Origin of the sequence: Bradyrhizobium sp. WSM3983 (assembly GCF_000473045.1) — a bacterium.
Taxonomy (GTDB): Bacteria; Pseudomonadota; Alphaproteobacteria; order Rhizobiales; family Xanthobacteraceae; genus Bradyrhizobium.
On the sequence record NZ_AXAY01000002.1, the window covers coordinates 166,844 to 186,886 of the forward strand.

Here is a 20,043-nt window from a genome sequence, read left to right on the forward strand (position 1 = left end):
GGCGGATGAACGTTTGTCGCATGGGACGGACGAACGTCAAACGCCACTCTTTCCCCTCATGGTGAGGAGCGCGCCCTTGCGCGCGTCTCGAACCATGCAGGCCCGGCTCTCGATCCGGGCCTCGCCCTTCGAGACGCCTGCTGCGCAGGCTCCTCAGGGTGAGGGGATAGCGTGTGCTTGTGGCACGAGATCCCGGGTCGATGTCTCGCATCGCCCGGGATCTCGGTGGTGGTTGTAATATCAGCTCACCCGCTTCCAGGTCTGGCCGCCGCAGAACATGCCGCCGAAGGCGCAGCCCTGCACGCGCATCGCATTCGGACCTTTCATGGCGATCGTCGAGTCGTAGTTGCGGCCGGAGTCGGGATCGTGGATGCGGCCGCTCCACTTGGCGCCTTCGGGCTTCATGTTGATCAGGATGCGCTCGTTGGTCTTCTCGGCATAGCCGCAGAGATTGGTGCCGCACTGTTCGACGCGCACATTGCCCTTGTTCTCTTCGGTCGCCCACAGGCCAAGCGGCGTGTTCGCGGCCTGCACGGGCGCGGCGGGAGCAGGTGCCGGAGCCGGCGCATAAGTGGGAGCAGCGGCGACCGGCGCGGGAGCGGCAACCGGAGCAGGGGCGGCAACCGGCGCAGGCTGCGTGGTCGTGTCGACGGACGGCGCGGCGGCAACGGTCGTGGCCGGGGCGGCGGGAGCAACAGCGGGCGCGGCTGGCGCGGTAGCTTGCACCGGCGCGGGCGCCACAGGCTGCTGCTGCATCGGAGCCGGCGCGGGCTTTGCCGTCGTCGTCGACGGCGCGGTGTCGTCATCGTCCTTGGAGCCGCCAAGGCCGTTGAGGTTGATGTTGTTCAGCTTGATCGGCTTGTTCGACAGGCCCGGCGCCACGATGGTGACGCAATCCAGCGAGGCGCAGTTGCGCGGCGTCTCGATGCGGACGCGTTGGCCTTCGATCTGGAACGAGATCGAATTACCGGCCTGCGCGACGGCGGTCGAGGCGAGGAAGAGCGCGGTGGCGGCGATGGTGAGCTTGTTCATGACAACCTCCGAAATGGCGTGGTCCCGATATTGACTGAAGTCGGTTGTGGACCGGATGTGGTTCGACCCTATGCCCGATGCGTCCGGCGTTCTGTGATGAACCTCACAACGGCTGTGTGGGTGAGCCAGCGCACATTCGGACTGCTCGAATTTCCGAGCGACGCAAAGCACCCAGCGGCCAGACAATCTGGCTCAGCCGGCAGACCTGTGATGCGATCGGTGGACGCTGCTAGATCATGCCGAGCACGATGGCGCCGACGAAGGCCATGGCGAGGTACGCGGTGACAACGCTCAGTCTCCCGACGAACGTCATGACGTTGCTCCCTGCGATTGCCCCTCTGCGCGCCGCTTTGCGCGCGACCATCATGGTTAACAGAGACTCACCTTCGAAAAAGTCAGCCTCGCTGTCGTTCATCTGTGGCCGCAGCCGCGTCATGGTAAAGAAAAGCTGAAATCGACACGTTGAAGAGTCTTTAAGTAAATTCACCGAACGTGCGCGCATGACGCGCGGAGTTCGTTTGTATCTCGTCGGCTCCATCGTCCTTGTTTCGCTCGCGGGTTGCGGACGCGGCTTTTTCCAGGCCGAACGTGAACCGTGGCGGGCCGAGGCCGAAGCGGCGTGCCTGAAATCGGGCGCCGTGAAAGAGAGCGCCGACATCGTCCGGATCGAGCCGATCTCCGGCCCCGGCATGTGCGGCGCCGAGTTTCCGCTGAAGGTCGCCGCCATCGGCGAGGGCTCAAGCAGCTACGGTTTCGCCGACGAGGAATTGCGTCCGCCCGGCAGCATCGGCAATCAGCCGCGCTGGCCGGTGAAGCAGCCGCAATCGAGTTATCCGGCATCTGGCTATCCGCAGCAATCGAACTATCCCGAGAGCGCGGTGCGCCAGCCCTCGGGCTATGGCACGTCCTCCGGCCCGGTGTCGCTCAGCGCGCCCGGCGTGGCGCCGCAGGAAGACGAGATCGACCTGCCGCCCGAGGGCACCGATGCCGCGGGTGCCGCGCGCTACATGAATGCGCCGAGCTATCCGGCGCGGCAGCCCGGTCCGGCACCTTATTCGCAAGCGCCCGCGCAACAGCCGCCGCCGCGGCTAGGTCCCGCGCAGGGCAATCCCGTTATCGCCGTCGGTCCCGTCGCGGTGAAGCCGACCGCGACGCTGGCCTGTCCAATCGTCTCCGAGCTCGACCGCTGGTTTGCCGACAGCGTGCAGCCTTCGGCGATGCGCTGGTTCGGAGCCCGCGTGGTCGAGATCAAGCAGATCTCCGCCTATTCCTGCCGCGGCATGAACGGCAACTCCAACGCCCATATCTCGGAGCATGCCTTCGGCAATGCGCTCGACATCGCTGCCTTCGTGCTCGCCGACGGCCGCCGCATCACCGTGAAGGACGGCTGGCACGGCATGCCGGAAGAGCAGGGTTTTTTGCGCGACGTGCAATCCGGCGCGTGCGCGCATTTCACCACCGTGCTCGCGCCGGGCTCGAACGTCTATCATTACGATCACATCCACGTCGATTTGATGCGCCGCGCCAGCCGCCGCCTGATCTGCCAGCCGGCCGCGGTCTCCGGCGAGGAAGTCGCCGCGCGCGCGCAGCGGCGCAATCCTTACGCGAACTCGCGCGATCCCTACGTCACCGGCTCGCTCGGTTCTCGCAAGAGCAGGCGCGAGAAGGTCGACGAGGAAGACGAGTTCTCGGACGAATAGCCGGACACGGCCCGAAATGCCTCGAATCAGAACACGTCGATTGTGGGGAAACGCGGCTCCCCGGTGATACAGTCCCAGAGGTAGATCGCCAGGCCGACATCGCCGGTCCAAAGCGAATAGCGTCCGCGGTCAACGACGGTCTTGGAGCCGCGATACTGGACAATGGCCGTCATGGCGAATTGGCGTGCACGGTCGAGCCAGACCGGATCGCTGGTGCGGCGGTAAAGCTTGAGGAATGCGTAGCCGTTCCCGCCGGTGCCGTGGCACAGGTTCGAACCCTTGGTCAGCGGTCCGGCGGTCCAGGTCAACCGGCCGGCATCCAGCAGAAGTTCGTCGAAGTCAGGCGTCGCGAACGGCGCGTCGGCAAAGGTCGTCGCCATGCCGGGGGCGCCGTGGCAGTGCTGACACAAGGTCGGTGGCGTCTCGCGCTTGCTTCTCGCGCCCCAATTCGTACCGAGCTCGGACGACCACGCATTCGCTGCCAGGGTCTGCGGCACAATATCGGCCACCTGCGCCTGCTGTGCCGGCGTCAACCAGTCCCATCCACGCAGCAACGGGATGATGTTGCCGGCGAAGCCATGCACAGGCCCAAGCCAGCGGTCCTTGGCGCCGTAGAGATCCTGGGTCCAGAGCCGACCTTGCGGCGTTTCCTCCAGATCATCCAACAGCCGGGCTGCCTGCAATTCGAACAGGCCACGCCATCGCGGCTCCCGTGTCATCTCGGCCATGTGGATCGCAGCCAGCATGGATCCGGGCATGCCCCACATCAGTTCACGGATCGGGAGCCTGATATTGGCTTCGGCGCGCCGATGGACGAGATCGGCCAAGCCCGGCGTGGGATCAAGGCGCATGGCGAGAAGTGCAGCCCCCATGTCGCCAAAAAGCAGCGAGCCGTGTTGGGCGTAGCCGGCCGGCGAATCCCTCTCGAACTTGACGGTTGTCCGCTCGAGGAGTTTTGGCAGGACCGCGCGAAAGTCCTTTGCGACCGGGCTGGCGCCGACACGATGCAAATAGTCGAGCGCCCAGATGACGCCCGCCGCGCCAAAGTAGAAGCTGGGGTTGCCGTCTCCCACCCCATCGTCGCCGGGGTGACTGGGCCAAAACGTCTCCGGATCGAAATCAGCGATGGCATCGGTAACGATGTCCGCAATCGCGGTGCCGACAGCCGACTCGCTCCAAGCATCCTGCACAAGCGCGCGATGGCGGCCGGCGGTGATCATGACCTGCGCTTTCCGACGTCCGTCGACGGCGCCAGCCCCATGCACCGCTGCACCTCGCCGGGGACGTTGTAGGTCCGCATGATGTGGCGGCTGTCGCGCAAGCCGGTCGCCTCGCGTTGCACCACGAACATCCAGAGCGCCTGGCCGGCTGCCATCACCAGCTTGCGCCTGGCCGGCTGCATCGCGGCCGGCGTTTCCGGGATTGCATGGGCGGCGTCGAACGCGCGCAATTCCGCGAGGGCCTGTTCGAGCGTGCGGCCCATTCGTCCAAGCGCTGAGGCCTGTTCCTGGACGATCTCGTAATGGAGGATATCGACCGGCGGGCGAAAATCACGGGACATGGCACTCAATATAGTGCCGCCCGAGGCGCATGCGCAACGCGTGGCCGCTTGCGCTCACTTCGCCTTGTACGCGGCCAGGAACATTCGCGTCGCGCTGTCGATCACTTCCGTCATCCGCTCTTCCGACGGCGGCGGCGCGGCCTGGAAGACGAAAGGCAGGAAAAGTGAGGCCTTGCACAGCTCCATGAACTGCGAGGCGGCAAGGTCGCAATCGTCGATCGCGAGATCGCCGGGGGCGACGTGGGCTTTGAGATAGTCTGACAGCCGGTTGATGGTCTTGTCCAGGACGCGCAGATAATAGCGGCAGCCGACATCGGGCATGCGCTCGGCGATCGCCATCACGGTGCGGATCGCCGATCCGCCGCCGGGCCGGCAGAGCAGGTGGATGTAGGCCTGTCCAAAATCCTTCAGCGTGGTCTCGGCGTCGCGCGCGGGGTCGAAGTTGAACACGACCTGGCCATGAAACAGAGCCTCCTCCTCGAGGATGGCTTCGAATAGCGCGCTCTTGTCGGCGAAGTAGACGTAGAGCGTGCCCTTGGAGACGCCGGCCGCGCGCGCGATCTCGCCCATGCTGGTGCCGTCAAAACCCAGATCCATGAACACCTTGCGGGCGCCCGCCAGGATCTGGCGGCGCTTGGAGCTGTCCTCGTCCGGGAGCGCGTGCATTTGTTCGCGGTTGGGTGCAACCATTGGTTTAGGGTCTCGGAAGGTTTCGGACCGGGGCTTGGACCATGAAACGTAAATAAAGGATTCGGGCCACTAGGGTCCCCGGGAACATTAAATATATTGACCGAACCGTTCGGTCAATGGTATTTGGGATGGGCGAGCGGGAAAGCGGCCGTGCGACGGCCGCCCCGCATCGCGTCTTTATTGGGGAGGCCTTTATGGCCACATCGAGAGATCAGGCTGCGCGCGTCCTTCGCCAGGAAACGGTGGAGACGACGACGGCGGCAAACGGCGAAGCTGCGACCGGGACACCCGCAGCCGTCGCCGAGCAGCTGCGGTCTCATGTGGCCGAAGAAACCAGGCGCCGCCCCAGCGAGGCGCCGGAGAAGCCTGTGGCCGATCAGCCGGCCCCGATCGCCCCCGCCGCTGCCGCGCCAAAATCCGGCAAGCGCAAATTCGTCATGATGGGCGTCGGACTCGTGCTGGCGCTCGCGGCAGCGAGCTATGCCGGCTACTACACGCTGGTCGGCCGCTTCTACGTTTCCACCGACGACGCCTATGTTCGCGCCAACAACACCATGCTGGGTGCGCGCGTGGCCGGCCATATTTCCTCGATCCTCGCCGGTGACAACACGCGGGTGCATGCCGGCGAAACCGTCCTGCGCATCGACGACGGCGACTACAAGATCGCCGTCGACGCCGCCGCGACCCGGATCGCGACCCAGCAGGCCACGATCGACCGCATCGGCCGCCAGATCGCGGCGCTCGACAGCCAGGTCGCGCAGGCCAAGGCACAGCTCGTCTCTGCCGAGGCGGGCCTCAAGCGGGCCGATCTCGACTATGAGCGCCAGCAGGCGCTGAGCAACAAGGGCTTTGCCTCGCGCGCCACGTTCGAAACGTCGGAAGCCGGACGCGACCAGGGCGCCGCCGCGGTCAAGGCCGCGCAGGCCGCCTACGACGTCGCCGTCAGCAATGTCGATGTCGCCAAGGCACAGCAGGCCGAAGCCCAGGCCCAGCTCGCCGAGCTCAAGACCACGCTCGCCAAGGCCGAGCGCGACCTCGCCTTCACGGCGGTGCGCGCGCCGGTCGACGGCATCTTCTCCAACCGTCTCGTCAGCGCCGGCGACTTCGTCGCCGTCGGCCAGCGCCTCGGCAATGTCGTGCCGCTCGACGACGTCTATATCGACGCCAATTTCAAGGAAACCCAGCTCAAGCGCATTCGCCCCGGCCAGCCGGTGACGATCAAGGTCGATGCCTACGGCATGCGCAAGTTCTCCGGTGTCGTCGACAGCATCGCGGCGGGCTCAGGCTCGGTATTCACGCTGCTGCCGCCTGACAACGCCACCGGTAACTTCACCAAGATCGTGCAGCGCGTGCCGGTCCGCATCCGCGTACCCAAGGCGGTTGCCAAGCAGAACCTGCTCCGCGCCGGCATGTCGATCTACGCGACGGTCGACACCAACAAGGGGGCTGGCGACGCCGACAGCGAGATCGATCTCGACGATCCCACCATGATCCATCCGCAGTAAGCGCGCGACCCAGCGCTGCGAGGTCAGACCATGGCGAACGCCACGACTGCTTCACCTGCGATGATGGCGGCCGCCGCTTCGGAGCGCATCGCGCCGAAGCGGCTGATCGCCTTCATCATCATGGTGTTCGGGATGTTCATGTCGATTCTGGACATCCAGATCGTCTCGGCATCGCTGAGCGAAATCCAGGCGGGCCTCTCGGCGAGCTCGAGCGAGGTCTCCTGGGTCCAGACCGCCTATCTGATCGCCGAAGTGATCGCGATCCCGCTGTCGGGATTTTTGTCGCGCGCCCTCGGTACGCGGTTGCTGTTCGCGATTTCGGCCGCCGGCTTCACGGTGTCGAGCCTGCTCTGCGGTTTCGCCACGACGATCGAAGAGATGATCCTCTGGCGCGCGCTACAGGGCTTTCTCGGCGCCGGTATGATCCCGACGGTGTTTGCCTCGGCCTACACCGTGTTCCCGCGTTCGAAATTCCACATCGTCGGCCCCATCATCGGGCTTGTTGCGACCTTAGCTCCCACGATCGGGCCGACGGTCGGCGGCTACATCACCGATTTGATGTCGTGGAACTGGCTGTTCTTCATCAACGTCGTGCCCGGCATCGGCATCACCCTCGGGGTGCTGGCGCTGGTCGATTTCGACGAGCCGCATTTCGAGCTGCTCGACCGCTTCGACTGGTGGGGCCTGATCTTCATGGCCGGCTTCCTCGGCACGCTGGAATACGTGCTGGAAGAAGGTCCGCAATATGAATGGCTGCAGGACACGACAGTGGCGATATGCGCCTGGATCTGCCTCGTCTCGGCGATCGCCTTCTTCGTGCGCGTCTTCATGGCGGCCGAGCCGATCGTCAATCTGCGTACCTTCACCAACCGCAATTTCGCCGTCGGCTCCACGCTGCAATTCTGCATCGGCATCGGCCTCTACGGCCTGACCTACATCTATCCGCGCTATCTCGCCGAGGTGCGCGGCTACAGCGCGCTGATGATCGGCGAGACCATGTTCGTCTCGGGCATCACCATGTTCCTGGTCGCGCCGCTGGTCGGCCGGCTGATGGCGAGCCTCGACATGCGCTACATGATCGCGTTCGGCCTGATCGTGTTCGCGATCGGCTCCTACCAGATGACCTGGATCACGCGCGACTACGATTTCTACGAGTTGCTCGTGCCGCAGATCCTGCGCGGCATCGGCATGATGTTCGCGATGGTGCCGACTAACAACATCGCGCTCGGCACGCTGCCGCCTGACAAGGTGAAGAATGCGAGCGGCCTGTTCAACCTGATGCGCAATCTCGGCGGCGCGGTCGGGCTCGCCGTCATCAACACCGTGCTCAACAATCGCGCCGACCTGCACATCACACGTCTGCAGGAGCGCGTGACCTGGGGCAATGCAACCGCGACCGAAACCCTGACCATGCTCCAGCAGAAGTTCCAGGGGCTTGGGGACTCGACGCTGATGGCGATGAAGCAGCTCAGCCAGATCGTGCACCGTCAGGCCGTGGTGATGAGCTTTGGCGACGCGTTCTTCATTCTGACCTTGTTCTATCTGAGCCTCAGCGTCCTGGTCACGCTGTTGAACAAGCCGGCCGCGCCGTTCGGCGCCGGCGGCGACGCGCACTGACGTCACACGATCGGTGTCGTCGCCCGGCTTGACCGGGCGACCGCCCGCGCACCAAAATGCAACACTCGTGCGTGATCTCGCGCCGGGCCCGTTGCAAAACGCGAATCATACATCTATAAAGCGCACCTCATTCAATCGAACCGGGGAGGGATTTGCATGATTTCGTCGCATTCGCAGATCGCGTTTCCGCGCTCGATGATGGTCTGGCTCGGTGCCCATTCGGCCTGTTAGAGGCCACTTCCGCCAGCTTCGATTGGGCCGAGGTTTAGACCAAACGCCCCGATCGCTCCGCTTCCCAAGTCAAAGTCAGTTTTAAGTGACGCCGTCTCGGCCCTCGCGGCCGGCTTGCGTCCGATGGAGCCGGCCCGCGGCAAAGCGGCCGGATGATGCCATGACCGCTCTGTCAAAAAAGCCCGCGGCTATCCGCGTGGTCCTGCCCTTCGTGTTCCGGCACTGGCTGAATCAGCCGGGGCGCACCCTCGCCATCGCCGTCGCTCTGCTGGGAGCGACCGTCGCCGACCTGTTCATGCCGGTGTTTTCAGGACATCTGGTCGATGCGCTGACGCGTGGCCCGTCCGAGCCTGCCGCCCGCCACGCCGCGCTGGTGGCGCTGGGCGGCATCGTGGTGTTGGGCGCGGCGTCGATGATGTTGCGCCTGAGCGGACTCCAGGTGATCGTGCCCTTCACGCTGAAGATCATGTCTGACGTGGCGCAGGACGCATTTCTGCGCGTGCAGCGCTTCTCGACCGACTGGCACGCCAATTCCTTCGCGGGCTCGACCGTGCGCAAGGTCACGCGCGGCATGTGGGCGCTCGATTTGTTGAACGACACCATCCTGCTGGCGCTGCTGCCATCGCTGGTCGTGCTGATCGGATCGATGATCCTGCTTGGCGTGCACTGGGCCTCGCTCGGCGCGGTGATCGCGCTCGGCGCGGCTACCTATGTCACGATGACGGTGCTGTTCTCGACGCGCTACATCGCACCTGCCGCACGTGTCTCCAATGCGTGGGACACCAAGGTCGGTGGCACGCTGGCGGATGCGCTGACATGCAACGCGGTGGTGAAGTCCTTCGGCGCCGAGGCGCGTGAGGATGCGCGGCTTTCCCGCGTCATCAAGCGCTGGCGCGTCCGGGTGCGGCGGACCTGGTTCCGCTACAACTACACCGCCATGGCGCAGCTTTCGCTGCTGCTATGCCTGCGGGGGTCGGTGATCGGCGGCTCGGTGCTGCTGTGGATGTACGGGCATGCCTCGCCCGGCGACGTCACCTATGTGCTGACGAGCTACTACGTCATCCACGCTTATTTGCGCGACGTCGGCATGCACATCAACAATCTCCAGCGTTCGGTCAACGACATGGAGGAGCTGGTGGCGATCCATGACGAGCCGATCGGCATTGCGGATGCGATTGATGCGCGGCCGATCGCGATCGAAGGCGGCGAGATCGTGTTCGACGATGTCACGTTCCACTATGGCGGCCATCGCGCGCCGCTGTATGACGGGTTGTCGGTCAGGATCCGCGCTGGCGAGCGTGTCGGCCTCGTCGGCCGTTCCGGCTCCGGCAAGACGACGTTCGTCAAGCTGGTGCAGCGGCTCTACGACGTCACCGACGGTCATGTGCTGATCGACGGGCAGGACATCGCGAAGGCCACGCAGCAATCGCTGCGCAGCCAGATCGCGATCGTGCAGCAGGACCCGATCCTGTTTCACCGCTCGCTCGCCGAGAACATCGCCTATGGCCGGCCCGGTGCCAGCCTCGAGGCGATCGAGCAGGCGGCGCGGCTGGCGAATGCGCACGATTTCATCCTGCGTCTGCCGAAGGGCTACGGCACGCTGGTCGGCGAGCGCGGCGTCAAATTATCGGGCGGCGAACGTCAGCGCGTGGCGCTGGCGCGCGCCTTCCTGGCGGATGCGCCGGTGCTGATCCTGGACGAGGCGACCTCGAGCCTCGATTCGGAATCAGAGGCGCTGATCCAGCAGGCGATGGAGCGGCTGATGAAAGGCCGCACCTCGATCGTGATCGCACACCGGCTGTCGACGGTGCGCAGCCTCGATCGCATCCTGGTGTTCGACGGCGGCGAGATCGTCGAGCAGGGCACGCATGCCCTGCTCGCGGGCAAGCCAGCGGGCATCTATCGCAGCCTGTTCGAGCGCCAGGTGGTGGAGCTCGGGCATATCGCAGCAGCGGAATGAGGCGCGCGGCGGCAGGGCGGAAGCCCCGCCGTCACGTCGCCAAGGGGGAATGAGATGAAGGACCTGACACGCGGCTCCATCGTGAGCCACATCCTGAGCATGGCGCCACCGATCGTGGTCGGCATGATCACGATCATGATCTGCCAGCTGGTCGACCTGTACTTCGTGTCCGGGCTCGGCGATGCCGCGGTTGCCGGCGTCGCTGCGGCCGGCAACGCCGGCTTCCTCGTCAACGCGCTGATGCAGATGCTCGGCGTCGGCACGGTGGCGCTGGTCGCGCATGCCGTGGGCCGCAAGGATCGCGACGACGCCAATCTCGTGTTCAACCAGGCGGTCGTCCTGTCGGTGCTGTTCGGGCTGTTGACGCTGCTCGCCGGCTTTGTGCTGGCGCGCCCTTATATGCGCGCGATTGCCAACGATGAGGCCACGATCGAGGCCGGCACCACTTATTTTCTCTGGTTCATGCCGGCGCTGGCACTGCAATTCGTCACGCAGGTGATGGGGGCCGCGCTGCGGGCTACCGGCATCGTGCGGCCGAGCATGCTGGTGCAGGTGCTTGCCGTCATCATCAACATCGCGCTGGCGCCGGTCCTGATCTCGGGTTGGGGCACCGGATACGCGCTCGGTGTCGCCGGAGCGGGCCTGGCAAGTACGATCGCCGTCTTCATCGGCGTGCTGATGCTGTTTGCCTATTTCCGCAGGCTGGAGCGCTACGTCGCCTTCCATCCCGCGCAATGGCGTCCGCAAATGCGGCAGTGGAGGAGGATCCTCAATGTCGGCCTGCCCGCGGGCGGCGAGTTCGTGATGATCTTCATCTTCATGGCGGCGATCTATTACGTGCTGCGCGATCTCGGTCCGGCGGCGCAGGCGGGCTTTGGCATCGGGACGCGTGTCGTAGGCTTGATCCAGATGCCGGCCCTTGCCGTCTCGCTGGCGGCAGGGCCGATCGTCGGTCAGAATTTCGGCGCTGGCAATTATGAGCGGGTGCGGGAGACCTTCGTCAAGGCGGCGCTGATCGCGACCGTCGTGATGATCGCGCTGACGATCCTCGTGCAGCTCAAGCCCGGATGGTTGCTCACCGGCTTCTCGAATGATCCGGAGACGATGAGCGTCGCGTTGCTGTTTCTGAAGATGATCTCGCTGAACATGGTGGCGCAGGGATTGATCTTCACCTGCTCCAGCATGTTCCAGGGTCTCGGCAACACCAAGCCGGTGTTGTGGAGTTCGGCGACCCGCGTCCTCACCTATTCCTTGCCTGCGATCTGGCTTTCGACGCGGCCGGGCTTTCGGATCGAGTACGTCTGGTATCTGTCGAATGCGGCGACAACGCTGCAGGCGGTCCAGAGCCTGTGGTTGCTGCGTCGCGAGTTCAGGAAGCGGCTGGTGACCCGCCGGCAGCAGGATGCTCTGAAGCAGGCGGCGCCTGAGCCCGTTGCGCCTCCGGTGCGCGAGCCTGCCTAGAGCGCGCTGATGCTGTTCCAGACCAGGGTGGCGCCTGACAGGAACAGCAGGCCGAGCACGACATCGCCGAAATGCTTGTCGCTCAGCGCGTGATAGACGCGCGCCCCGGCCCACGCGCCGATCAGCGTGCCCGGGAACGCGACCATCGCGAGCCACACCACCTTGAACGCGACCAGGCCTGACGCCGTCTGCAACACCAGCGCCGCGGCGAGCACGGTGAAATTGAACAGCTGGAAGATGCCGCGCCGTTCGTGCTTGTTCCAGCCGCGGATGTTGGCCCACAGGATCGGCAACGGCCCGGACAGTCCGGCGAGCCCGCCCAAAATGCCGCCGGCAAATCCGATCGCACCGTCGGCGATGCGGCCGCCGAAGGTGATGGCGAATTGCTTCTTGTTGAGGTACAGCGCGCTCGAGAAGATCAGCAGCAGCACGCCGACGCTGAGCTTGAAGACTTTTGGATCGGCAGAGGCGACCAGCATGGTCCCGAGCGGCACGCCGATCAATCCGCCAATCAGGAACGGCCACACCAGCGACAGGTCGAAGCTCTTCCACATCGAGGGCAGCGTCGAGGTCTGCGCGATCACCGAACAGATCAGCACCAGGGGCACCGCGAGCGAGGGCGGTAGCACGTAGAGCCAGATGCCGAGCGCCATCAGCGCGGTGCCGAATCCTGCCAGCCCCGAGACGAAGCCGCCGGCCAGCGCGCCAAACAGGATCAGCGCGTAAGTGAGCATTTCCACCGATGAATCCCTGCCGTTACCGGCGATCCCAAGGCCGCGATCGCCTCGTGGCGCATAGCACAGATGCGGCGCCTTCAGCATCAATAGAAGTCTGCTAGACGATCTGCCTGGTGTCGGTAGGCTTCTGCAGCGCGCCGACGAGGATGCGCAGCGCCCCGGTCAATTCCGATCTGTTGCGCGCTGCGCCGAGTGAAACGCGCGCCGCGTGCGGCGAGGTTCCGCCGGCCGTGAAGGCGTCGCCGGTAACGATCGCGAGCCCGTTGCGCAGCAGATGCGCGGCGACGTCCGGTCGCCCCTCCGGCAAGTGCAGCCACAGATGATGTGCGGCGGGCTTTGCCTGGAACTGAAAACCCTTCAATGCGCGCTGCGCCAGCTGCTGGCGGCCGATGGCCTCGTTGCGGATCGCGGTGATGATGCGGTCGGCGACACCGGTCTCGAGCCAGTGTGTCACCAGCGCGACCATCAGCGGTGCGGGCATCTGTACGGTGGCCTGCAGGTAGCCGCGCATCTGAAGCTGCGCGCCGCTGTCGGGCGTGAGCAGATAAGCGACGCGCAACGCCGGCGCGATGCATTTTGACAGCGTGGTCGCCAGATATGTCCGCTCCGGGATGAGGTTCGCGATCGGCGATGCCGAGCGATCGAGCAGCCCGTAGGCATCGTCCTCGATCAAGATCGTATCGACATCGCGAACGATCTTTGCGATTGCGCTGCGCCGCTCGGGAGCAAGCGTCGCGGTGGTCGGATTGTGCAGCGTCGGAATGAGATAGATGGCCTTCGGGCTGTGCATGCGGCAGGCCTTCGCCAGTGCACCGAGCAGGATACCGCCGTCATCCATGGCGACACCGACGAGCTTGACGCCGAGCTGCGCTGCTGCAGCCTTGATGCCGGGGAAGGTGAGGGCTTCGGTCAGTACGACGTCGCCCGGCCGCGCGAGATGGGCGAGCAGATTGAACAGGATCGTCTGCGCGCCGGGAAAGATCACGAGCTTGTCGGCGTGCGCGTGCGGAACGCGTGCGCGCATCCAGCGCGCGGCGACCTCGCGCTCATGCGCGCTGCCGCCGGGCGGCTGGTAGTTCAGGAATGCGGTCAGGCCCGATTGCGCGCGAATGGCTTCGAGGCCGGCGATGATGCGCTCGTCGAGTTGCGCTTCGAGCGGATGCGGCGGCACGTTCATCGAGAGGTCGATCGCGACCGGATGCGGCAGGTCGACCACACGGCGCGCGCTGGTCTCGGACACGAACGATCCCTGTCCGACGCGGGCTTCCATGATGCCGCGGCGCCGCGCCTCGGTGTAGGCGCGCGTCACGGTGGTCAGGTCGATGCCGAGCGCCTTGGCGAGCGCGCGCTGTGTCGGCAATTGCTGTCCGCGCACCAGCCGGCCGGCGGCGATGTCGGCCTCCATGGCCTCGACGATGCGCAGATAGCGCGGCCCGCTCAGCTCCGAGATTGTAGGAGTCCAATCCATGCGATTTCGGCCTATATCCTTTGAATGTATGGATGCAAGATATTATTGTATGGATCACCAAAACGGAAGAGGTGTGGTCATGGCGGCCGGTTCAGTCTCTCTGGCAAAGGCGATGTGGCGCGGCTTTCGCGGCAAGTGCCCGAACTGCGGCCAAGGGCATATGTTCAGCCGTTTCCTCAAGGTGGCGGACAGCTGCGACCATTGCGGCGAGGAGCTGTTCCACCAGCGCGCCGATGACTTCCCGGCCTATCTGGTGATGGTCGTCGTCGGCCATCTCGTGGTGCCGGCGATCCTCGCGGTCGAGACCGCTTATGCCCCGCCGGTGTGGCTGCAACTCGCGGTGTGGCTGCCGGTCACGCTGTTCGCTTCGCTCGCATTGCTGCAACCGACCAAGGGCGCCATCGTCGGGCTGCAATGGCAGATCGGCATGCACGGCTTTGAGGCGAGCATGCTGCGGCGGGAAGCCAGTCAGCTTGCGCCCGTGCTGGTCAAGGCGCCGCGCGCGGCCTGACGCCCGGCGGCGTTTACATCGCGCGGCCGCCCGGTACACTCCATCGTATCAAACAAGAACGATGGAAACGCCGATGGCCATACGCGCAAAGACCTTCCTCCTTTGTCATGGCGCGTGGTCCGGCGCATGGGCCTGGAAGAAGATGCATCCGCTGATGGCGCAGGCCGGCTACCGCCTGGTTGCGCCGACCTACACCGGGCTCGGCGAGCGATCGCATCTCGCCAGTCCGGCGACTGATCTCGAGACGCATATCCAGGACATCCTCAACGTCATCACATTCGAGGATCTCAGCGATATCGTGCTGCTCGGCCACAGCTATGGCGGCATGGTCGCGACCAGCGTCGCCGATCGCGCAAGAGAGCGCGTGACGCAACTGATCTATCTCGACGCCTTCGTGCCGCGCGATGGCCAGTCGCTGTTCGATCTCAACGAAGGCGGGCGCGAGCCGATGCGCAAAGCTGCTGCCGCTGGCGACGGCTACCGCATCCCGCCGAACCCGCCGCCACCGGATACGCCGCAGGCCGATCTCGACTGGCTCAATGCGCGCCGCATCAACATGCCGATCAAATGCTTTGAGACGAAGCTGAAGCTTCAACACGGCGAACCTGCGATGCCGCGCAGCTACATCTACTGCAAGCGCATTCCGCCGGGCGATGTGTTCGGGCAGTTCGCGAAGCGGACGAAGAGCGAGGAAGGCTGGCGCTATTTCGAGCTCGACGCCAGCCACGCGCCGAATGTGACCGCACCGGAGGCGTTGATGGGTGTGCTGAACGAGATCGTCGGTTAGTTCACCGTCATTCCGGGGCTCGCGAAGCGAGAACCCGGAATCCATTCCTCCACCAACTCTGCGGCGCAATGGGTTCCGGGCTCGTGCTACGCACGCCCCGGAATGACACCATTTGAATGGCTGCGCGCTCGTCCCAAAATGGTGAGGGGTCCGATGCGTTGGCATCGAACCCCTCGTTGCTTCCTGGTTGAGACGCGCTTTCTTGACGCGAACCGGAACTCCACTTCGCTCGAAAGCGCTTTAGAATATCAGCCGGCCTGTAAGCCGGGTTCTGTAAGGCACCGTCCGCTTGCGCGAACGATACGTGACGGCCATTCCTCTGGGACCATGTTTGCACATGGCCTCGAGCAACCTACCCGGACGGCGGGCCTGACATCGCCCCGCGGCGTTATCGCTTGCGCGAACAGCCCGCTACGCCGTCCCTATTCGGTTTTGCTCCCGGTGGGGTTTACCATGCCGGCTCCGTTGCCGGACCCGCGGTGCGCTCTTACCGCACCTTTTCACCCTTACCTGCCTTCGCAGCTTGCGCTGCGAAGGCAGGCGGTTCGTTCTCTGTGGCACTTTCCCTGGGGTTGCCCCCGCCGGACGTTATCCGGCACCGTATGTCAAGGGAGCCCGGACTTTCCTCCCCGGCGGCCTTTCGGCACTTGCCGGAGCGGCCGTCCGGCCGACTGACGCCTTACGCAATGGGCATTTGTGACGGTTTCGTCAAGCGGAGATCGAGGCGCACGCAGCAGTGTAAATAATTTATCCTGAACATGTCGTTGGGCGGGCGCCCCGATCTGCAAATGATCTCGAAAAAAATCCGCGATGATGTCGTTTGACGTCGGCCCCGTTCGACTGGTGTCGGCGATCCCGCCGAACAACAGGAGTTAAGCGATGCAATATCTGCTGCTGATTTACCGGAACGAAACCTTCCTGACCGAGATGAACGCCACCGACCGTCAGAAGCTGGCGGGAGAATATGGCGCCTACACGCAGTCGATCATCCAGAGCGGCCATTTCAAGGCCGGTGACGGGCTGCAGCCGACGACGACGGCGACCACAGTGCGCGTTCGCGACGGCAAGACCATGACCACCGATGGTCCGTTCGCGGAAACGCGTGAGCAACTCGGCGGCTACTATCTGGTCGAAGCCAAGGACCTCGACGACGCCGTCGCGCTCGCGGCGCGAATTCCCGAAGCCAAGAGAGGATCGATCGAGGTCCGACCGGTCATGATCTACAAGTGATCTCTCTGGCCGACATCGACAAGATCTTCCGCGACGAGGCGGGGCGGGCGCTGGCCACCCTGATCCGCCTCGTCGGTGATTTTGATCTGGCCGAGGACGCGCTCCAGGACGCTTTCGCGGTGGCGCTCGAGCGCTGGTCGGCCGGGGAGGTCCCTGACAATCCGCGCGCCTGGCTGGTCAATGTCGGCCGCAACAAGGCGATCGACCGTGTGCGTCGCCAAGCCGTCTTTCGCGGCAAGCAGCAGGCGCTCCTGCACGAGCTCGAGCTCAATGCAGATGCGCCGGCCGAGCCGCCGGCGATGCTTGACGACGATATGCTGCGGCTGATCTTCACTTGCTGCCACCCGGCGTTCGCGCCCGAAGTCCAGGTCGCGCTGACGCTGCGTACGGTCTGCGGCCTCTCTAGTGCGCAGGTCGCGCGCGCCTTCCTCGTCGGTGAGGACGCGATGGCGCAGCGCCTGGTTCGTGCCAAGCAGAAGATCAGGCTCGCCGGCATACCCTATGAAGTGCCCGAGCGCGACGCGCTGGCACCGCGGCTCGATGGCGTGCTTGCCGTGATCTATCTCGTCTTCACCGAAGGCTATGTCGCAACCTCAGGCGCCGACCTGATGCGGCCTGATCTTGCGGTCGAGGCGGTCAGGCTCGGTCGCTTGCTCGACAGGCTGATGCCCGATCGCGCCGCGATCAAGGGGCTGCTGGCGTTGATGCTGCTCCATGACGCGCGGCGCGCCGGTCGCGAGACCGCGGCGGGCGACATCGTTCTGCTGGAAGAGCAGGACCGCTCGCTCTGGGATCGCGCGCAGATCGAGGAGGGCCTGCGTCTCGTCGATGACGCGCTGCGCGTGCCCGGCCGGCCGCAGCCTTATGCGGTGCAGGCCGCGATCGCAGCGCTGCATGCCCGCGCACCGAGCTTTGAGGAGACCGATTGGCCGCAGATCGCCGGCCTCTACGAAGTGCTGCTGCGCATCAACCCGTCCCCGGTGATCGAGCTCAACCACGCGGCGGCGATCTCGATGGTCGACGGCCCGGCACGTGCGCTCGATCTCGTCGACGCGATCACCGCGCGCGGCGGGCTGAACGGCTATGAGATGTTGCCGGCGGTGCGCGCCGATCTGTTGCGGCGGCTCGGCCGCAAGGACGAAGCGCGCGAGGCTTATCGTGTGGCGACGGCGGCGACGCAACTGGAGCCGTTGCGAAGGTTGTATGCGCGGCGGGTGCGGGAGATGGTGTAGTCGCCACATGCTCCGTCATCGTGAAGCCGCGGCCCCGTCCGCCGGCAGGCTCGCCAGCAGCGCCTGCAAGGTCGACAGCGTCGAGTGATCGGCGACACCGTCCAGCCGCGCGGGGCGGAAGTGACGCTGGAAGGCGGTGACGACTTCCATGGTCGACGCGTCGTATTTGCCGTTCAGCGGCACGCCATAGCCGTAGCGTGCCAGCGCCTGCTGAAGACTGAGCACCTCGTCGCTGATGGTGCCGAGCATCAGGGTTTCGCCGCGCACGACCGGCGCAGGTGTCACCCAGTGACCGACGCCGGAATTGGCCAGCGAATGCCAGGGGAATTTTTCGCCGGGATCCTTCTTGCGCGCGGGCGCGACGTCGGAATGGCCGAGCACCCGTTGCGGCGTCACCTTGCGGCGGAGCATGATGCCGCGGCACAGCGCAATTACCGCCGCGATCTGGCGCAGCGGATATTCCGGATAGCCCCAATCGTGGCCGCGATTGATGATCTCGATCCCGATCGAGCAGGAGTTGATGTCGTCCTCGCCGGCCCACGACGAGATGCCGGCGTGCCAGGCGCGCCGCGCTTCAGGTACGCATTGCACGATGCGGCCGTCTTCGAGCACGACATAATGGGCCGACACCTCGGTTCCGGCCGTGCACAGCCGCGCCAGCGCACCCTCGACGTCGGGCATGCCGGTGTAGTGCAGCACGATCATGTCGGGCTGCCGTCCCTTGCTGCGCTCGCCGTGATTGGGCGAGGGAATGATGTCGGAGACGATCGACGAATCCGGCTCGAACGTCCGCATGGTCGCCGCGGCCTTGGGAACCGGGAGAACGCGCTGACGCTTCGAATCAGTGCCAGATGGCGTGGACGGACCGGACGACATAAACAGCTCAAGTCGGACAGGAGACTGGGGCAAGCCCTTCTCTTTACTATTTCTTTACCGACCGGTCCGCGCAATCGCGCGGTGCGGTTAACGGGTGCATTTTGGGCCCAGTGTGTGGATGACGCATCACCGGCGAGTGACCTTTTCGATTTGTAAGGAGCCGATCAACGCTTTCTTAACGCTAAGGGCCATTACTGAGAGGTGAAGAGCCGACCCGCGTCCGGAGGCGGCCAGAAGCGATTTTGGCTCCGAATCCCATGGCTGCCCGACATATTCCACTGGGAACACCGGGGTTGCCACCTGGGACGACCGGGCTTGGCGCGCATGCTGGCAAGTATGCCGGAGAGGGGTTGGGTCGTGGAACCGCCGCGGCGCGGAATTATTCGAGGCGTGATGGCCTGCTTCGCCCCCAATTTCACTTGGCCGTTCGCCTGCGCACTCGGCAGGCGCGACGCATGAGCGCCGCGCCGCACATCCCTGTGCTTGGCCGCGAGGCGATCGAGCATCTCGCGCCGCGCGAAGGTGGCATCTATGTCGATGCCACCTTCGGTGCCGGCGGCTACAGCCGCGCCATTCTCGACGTGCCGGGAACTCGCCTGATCGCGATCGATCGCGACCGCACGGCGATTGCCGGCGGCGCCGAGCTGGTCGCGCACGCAGCCGGTCGGCTGACGCTGGTCGAAGACCGCTTCTCGAATCTCGCCGAGGTCTGCGCGGCGCAAGGCGTCGGTGCGGTCGACGGCGTCGTGATGGACGTCGGGGTGTCCTCGATGCAGCTCGACCAGGCCGGTCGGGGCTTCTCGTTTCGCCTCGACGGTCCGCTCGACATGCGCATGGGACAGGTGGGGCCGACGGCCGCCGATGTCGTCGCACGTGCCTCGGAAAGCGATCTCGCCGACATCATCTATCTCTTCGGCGAAGAGCGGCATTCGCGCCGCGTCGCCCGCGCCATCGTGGCTGATCGGCAGGAGACGCCGTTCACCACCACGCGCGCGCTCGCCGATCTCGTCGGCAGGGTGGTGCGCTCGAAGCCCGGCGACATTCATCCGGCGACGCGGACGTTCCAGGCCCTGCGCATCTTCGTCAATGAAGAGCTCGAGGAGCTCCAGACCGCGCTCGCCGCGGCCGAGCGCGTGCTCAAGCCCGGCGGCCGTCTGGTCGTGGTCTCGTTTCATTCGCTGGAAGACCGCATCGTCAAGAATTTCCTCTCCGAGCGGTCCAAGACCGGCGGCGGCTCGCGCCATCTGCCGGAAGTGGCGCAAGGCGCGCCGAGCTTCCAGCTTTTGACGCGGCGGCCCGTGGTCGCCGGCGAGGCGGAGGTTGCGCATAATCCCCGCGCCCGTTCCGCAAAATTGCGCGCGGCCGAGCGCACCTCGGCGCCGGCGCATGACGACGCCGAGCCATCGTCCTGGCCAAGACTCTCCGACGTGATGAGGGGAGGTTAG

General features: G+C 65.1%; 18 protein-coding genes and 1 other RNA gene. 10 read left to right on the top strand and 9 right to left on the bottom strand.

Going from position 1 to position 20,043, the window contains the following annotated elements:
- Positions 1-240: 240 nt before the first annotated feature.
- Together YUA_RS0103720 and YUA_RS43420 are read right to left on the bottom strand one after the other, a co-directional pair.
- On the bottom strand, positions 241-1,032 hold the full coding sequence (locus YUA_RS0103720) for a DUF2147 domain-containing protein (protein ID WP_027529454.1): 792 nt from the start codon (positions 1,030-1,032) through the stop codon (positions 241-243).
- Between the two features lie 229 nt (positions 1,033-1,261).
- Positions 1,262-1,447: a hypothetical protein gene (locus tag YUA_RS43420; protein WP_156947047.1), complete on the bottom strand. Its 186-nt coding sequence runs from the start codon at positions 1,445-1,447 to the stop codon at positions 1,262-1,264.
- Positions 1,448-1,532: 85 nt separating this feature from the next.
- Here YUA_RS43420 and YUA_RS0103730 point away from each other — a divergent pair, with 85 nt between their 5' ends.
- On the top strand, positions 1,533-2,732 hold the full coding sequence (locus YUA_RS0103730; RefSeq protein WP_027529455.1) for an extensin family protein: 1,200 nt from the start codon (positions 1,533-1,535) through the stop codon (positions 2,730-2,732).
- 26 nt (positions 2,733-2,758) lie between these two features.
- Here the strand turns inward: YUA_RS0103730 and YUA_RS0103735 are convergent, their stop codons facing one another.
- The 3 genes from YUA_RS0103735 to YUA_RS0103745 are packed head-to-tail and all read right to left on the bottom strand — an operon-like array spanning position 2,759 to position 4,959.
- A complete protein-coding gene (locus YUA_RS0103735) occupies positions 2,759-3,952 on the bottom strand; it encodes a LanC-like protein (RefSeq protein WP_027529456.1) in 1,194 nt (397 codons plus the stop codon).
- Entirely contained in the window at positions 3,949-4,293 is a 345-nt protein-coding gene (locus tag YUA_RS0103740; protein WP_027529457.1) for a DUF6665 family protein, read from the bottom strand. Before YUA_RS0103740 ends, YUA_RS0103735 begins: the two co-directional genes overlap by 4 nt.
- Before the next feature lie 54 nt (positions 4,294-4,347).
- Entirely contained in the window at positions 4,348-4,959 is a 612-nt protein-coding gene (locus YUA_RS0103745) for a TetR/AcrR family transcriptional regulator (protein ID WP_371259865.1), read from the bottom strand.
- A gap of 218 nt (positions 4,960-5,177) precedes the next feature.
- Here YUA_RS0103745 and YUA_RS0103750 point away from each other — a divergent pair, with 218 nt between their 5' ends.
- From YUA_RS0103750 to YUA_RS0103765, 4 genes are all read left to right on the top strand, one after another.
- A complete protein-coding gene (locus tag YUA_RS0103750; RefSeq protein WP_027529459.1) occupies positions 5,178-6,488 on the top strand; it encodes an HlyD family secretion protein in 1,311 nt (436 codons plus the stop codon).
- A 30-nt stretch (positions 6,489-6,518) separates the two neighbouring features.
- A complete protein-coding gene (locus YUA_RS0103755) occupies positions 6,519-8,105 on the top strand; it encodes a DHA2 family efflux MFS transporter permease subunit (RefSeq protein ID WP_027529460.1) in 1,587 nt (528 codons plus the stop codon).
- A gap of 391 nt (positions 8,106-8,496) precedes the next feature.
- Positions 8,497-10,296, top strand: coding sequence for an ABC transporter ATP-binding protein (locus tag YUA_RS0103760; protein WP_027529461.1), 1,800 nt, complete (start codon positions 8,497-8,499; stop codon positions 10,294-10,296).
- A 54-nt stretch (positions 10,297-10,350) separates the two neighbouring features.
- Complete coding sequence (locus tag YUA_RS0103765) at positions 10,351-11,757, top strand: MATE family efflux transporter (RefSeq protein ID WP_027529462.1); 1,407 nt, start codon at positions 10,351-10,353, stop codon at positions 11,755-11,757.
- On the opposite strand, the gene YUA_RS0103770 is transcribed toward YUA_RS0103765, so the two are convergent.
- A complete protein-coding gene (locus YUA_RS0103770; RefSeq protein ID WP_027529463.1) occupies positions 11,754-12,497 on the bottom strand; it encodes a sulfite exporter TauE/SafE family protein in 744 nt (247 codons plus the stop codon). The two genes, YUA_RS0103765 and YUA_RS0103770, sit on opposite strands and share 4 nt — an antisense overlap.
- Positions 12,498-12,591: 94 nt before the next feature.
- Positions 12,592-13,962, bottom strand: coding sequence for a PLP-dependent aminotransferase family protein (locus YUA_RS0103775; RefSeq protein ID WP_027529464.1), 1,371 nt, complete (start codon positions 13,960-13,962; stop codon positions 12,592-12,594).
- Between the two features lie 49 nt (positions 13,963-14,011).
- Between YUA_RS0103775 and YUA_RS0103780 the strand changes: the two genes are divergently transcribed.
- Both YUA_RS0103780 and YUA_RS0103785 read left to right on the top strand, forming a co-directional pair.
- The gene (locus tag YUA_RS0103780) at positions 14,012-14,473 is read left to right on the top strand and encodes a DUF983 domain-containing protein (protein WP_198029368.1); all 462 of its coding nucleotides are present in this window, start codon (positions 14,012-14,014) and stop codon (positions 14,471-14,473) included.
- Between the two features lie 73 nt (positions 14,474-14,546).
- Positions 14,547-15,260: an alpha/beta fold hydrolase gene (locus tag YUA_RS0103785; protein WP_027529466.1), complete on the top strand. Its 714-nt coding sequence runs from the start codon at positions 14,547-14,549 to the stop codon at positions 15,258-15,260.
- Between the two features lie 244 nt (positions 15,261-15,504).
- Here the strand turns inward: YUA_RS0103785 and rnpB are convergent.
- Positions 15,505-15,935, bottom strand: an RNA gene (rnpB, locus tag YUA_RS46795) — RNase P RNA component class A.
- Positions 15,936-16,139: 204 nt separating this feature from the next.
- Between rnpB and YUA_RS0103790 the strand changes: the two genes are divergently transcribed.
- Positions 16,140-16,490, top strand: coding sequence for a YciI family protein (locus tag YUA_RS0103790; RefSeq protein ID WP_027529467.1), 351 nt, complete (start codon positions 16,140-16,142; stop codon positions 16,488-16,490).
- Positions 16,490-17,722 carry an RNA polymerase sigma factor gene (locus YUA_RS0103795; RefSeq protein WP_027529468.1) on the top strand — a complete coding sequence of 411 codons (1,233 nt, stop codon included), beginning with the start codon at positions 16,490-16,492 and terminating at the stop codon, positions 17,720-17,722. The genes YUA_RS0103790 and YUA_RS0103795 overlap by 1 nt, the downstream gene beginning before the upstream one ends.
- Positions 17,723-17,737: 15 nt before the next feature.
- On the opposite strand, the gene YUA_RS0103800 is transcribed toward YUA_RS0103795, so the two are convergent.
- On the bottom strand, positions 17,738-18,517 hold the full coding sequence (locus YUA_RS0103800) for an N-acetylmuramoyl-L-alanine amidase (RefSeq protein WP_035970484.1): 780 nt from the start codon (positions 18,515-18,517) through the stop codon (positions 17,738-17,740).
- Positions 18,518-19,053: 536 nt separating this feature from the next.
- Here YUA_RS0103800 and rsmH point away from each other — a divergent pair.
- Complete coding sequence (gene rsmH / locus YUA_RS0103805; protein WP_027529470.1) at positions 19,054-20,043, top strand: 16S rRNA (cytosine(1402)-N(4))-methyltransferase RsmH; 990 nt, start codon at positions 19,054-19,056, stop codon at positions 20,041-20,043.

Excerpts from the sequence above, each read along its gene's own strand:
- YUA_RS0103755 (WP_027529460.1), top strand. The coding sequence starts at position 6,519 with ATGGCGAACGCCACGACTGCTTCACCTGCGATGATGGCGGCCGCCGCT.
- YUA_RS43420 (WP_156947047.1), bottom strand. The coding sequence starts at position 1,447 with ATGAACGACAGCGAGGCTGACTTTTTCGAAGGTGAGTCTCTGTTAACC.
- YUA_RS0103745 (WP_371259865.1), bottom strand. The coding sequence starts at position 4,959 with ATGCACGCGCTCCCGGACGAGGACAGCTCCAAGCGCCGCCAGATCCTG.
- YUA_RS0103780 (WP_198029368.1), top strand. The coding sequence starts at position 14,012 with ATGGATCACCAAAACGGAAGAGGTGTGGTCATGGCGGCCGGTTCAGTC.
- YUA_RS0103775 (WP_027529464.1), bottom strand. The coding sequence starts at position 13,962 with ATGGATTGGACTCCTACAATCTCGGAGCTGAGCGGGCCGCGCTATCTG.
- YUA_RS0103785 (WP_027529466.1), top strand. The coding sequence starts at position 14,547 with ATGGCCATACGCGCAAAGACCTTCCTCCTTTGTCATGGCGCGTGGTCC.
- rsmH (WP_027529470.1), top strand. The coding sequence starts at position 19,054 with ATGAGCGCCGCGCCGCACATCCCTGTGCTTGGCCGCGAGGCGATCGAG.
- YUA_RS0103730 (WP_027529455.1), top strand. The coding sequence starts at position 1,533 with ATGACGCGCGGAGTTCGTTTGTATCTCGTCGGCTCCATCGTCCTTGTT.
- YUA_RS0103760 (WP_027529461.1), top strand. The coding sequence starts at position 8,497 with ATGACCGCTCTGTCAAAAAAGCCCGCGGCTATCCGCGTGGTCCTGCCC.
- YUA_RS0103790 (WP_027529467.1), top strand. The coding sequence starts at position 16,140 with ATGCAATATCTGCTGCTGATTTACCGGAACGAAACCTTCCTGACCGAG.
- YUA_RS0103765 (WP_027529462.1), top strand. The coding sequence starts at position 10,351 with ATGAAGGACCTGACACGCGGCTCCATCGTGAGCCACATCCTGAGCATG.
- YUA_RS0103740 (WP_027529457.1), bottom strand. The coding sequence starts at position 4,293 with ATGTCCCGTGATTTTCGCCCGCCGGTCGATATCCTCCATTACGAGATC.
- YUA_RS0103735 (WP_027529456.1), bottom strand. The coding sequence starts at position 3,952 with ATGATCACCGCCGGCCGCCATCGCGCGCTTGTGCAGGATGCTTGGAGC.
- YUA_RS0103800 (WP_035970484.1), bottom strand. The coding sequence starts at position 18,517 with ATGCGGACGTTCGAGCCGGATTCGTCGATCGTCTCCGACATCATTCCC.
- YUA_RS0103750 (WP_027529459.1), top strand. The coding sequence starts at position 5,178 with ATGGCCACATCGAGAGATCAGGCTGCGCGCGTCCTTCGCCAGGAAACG.
- YUA_RS0103720 (WP_027529454.1), bottom strand. The coding sequence starts at position 1,032 with ATGAACAAGCTCACCATCGCCGCCACCGCGCTCTTCCTCGCCTCGACC.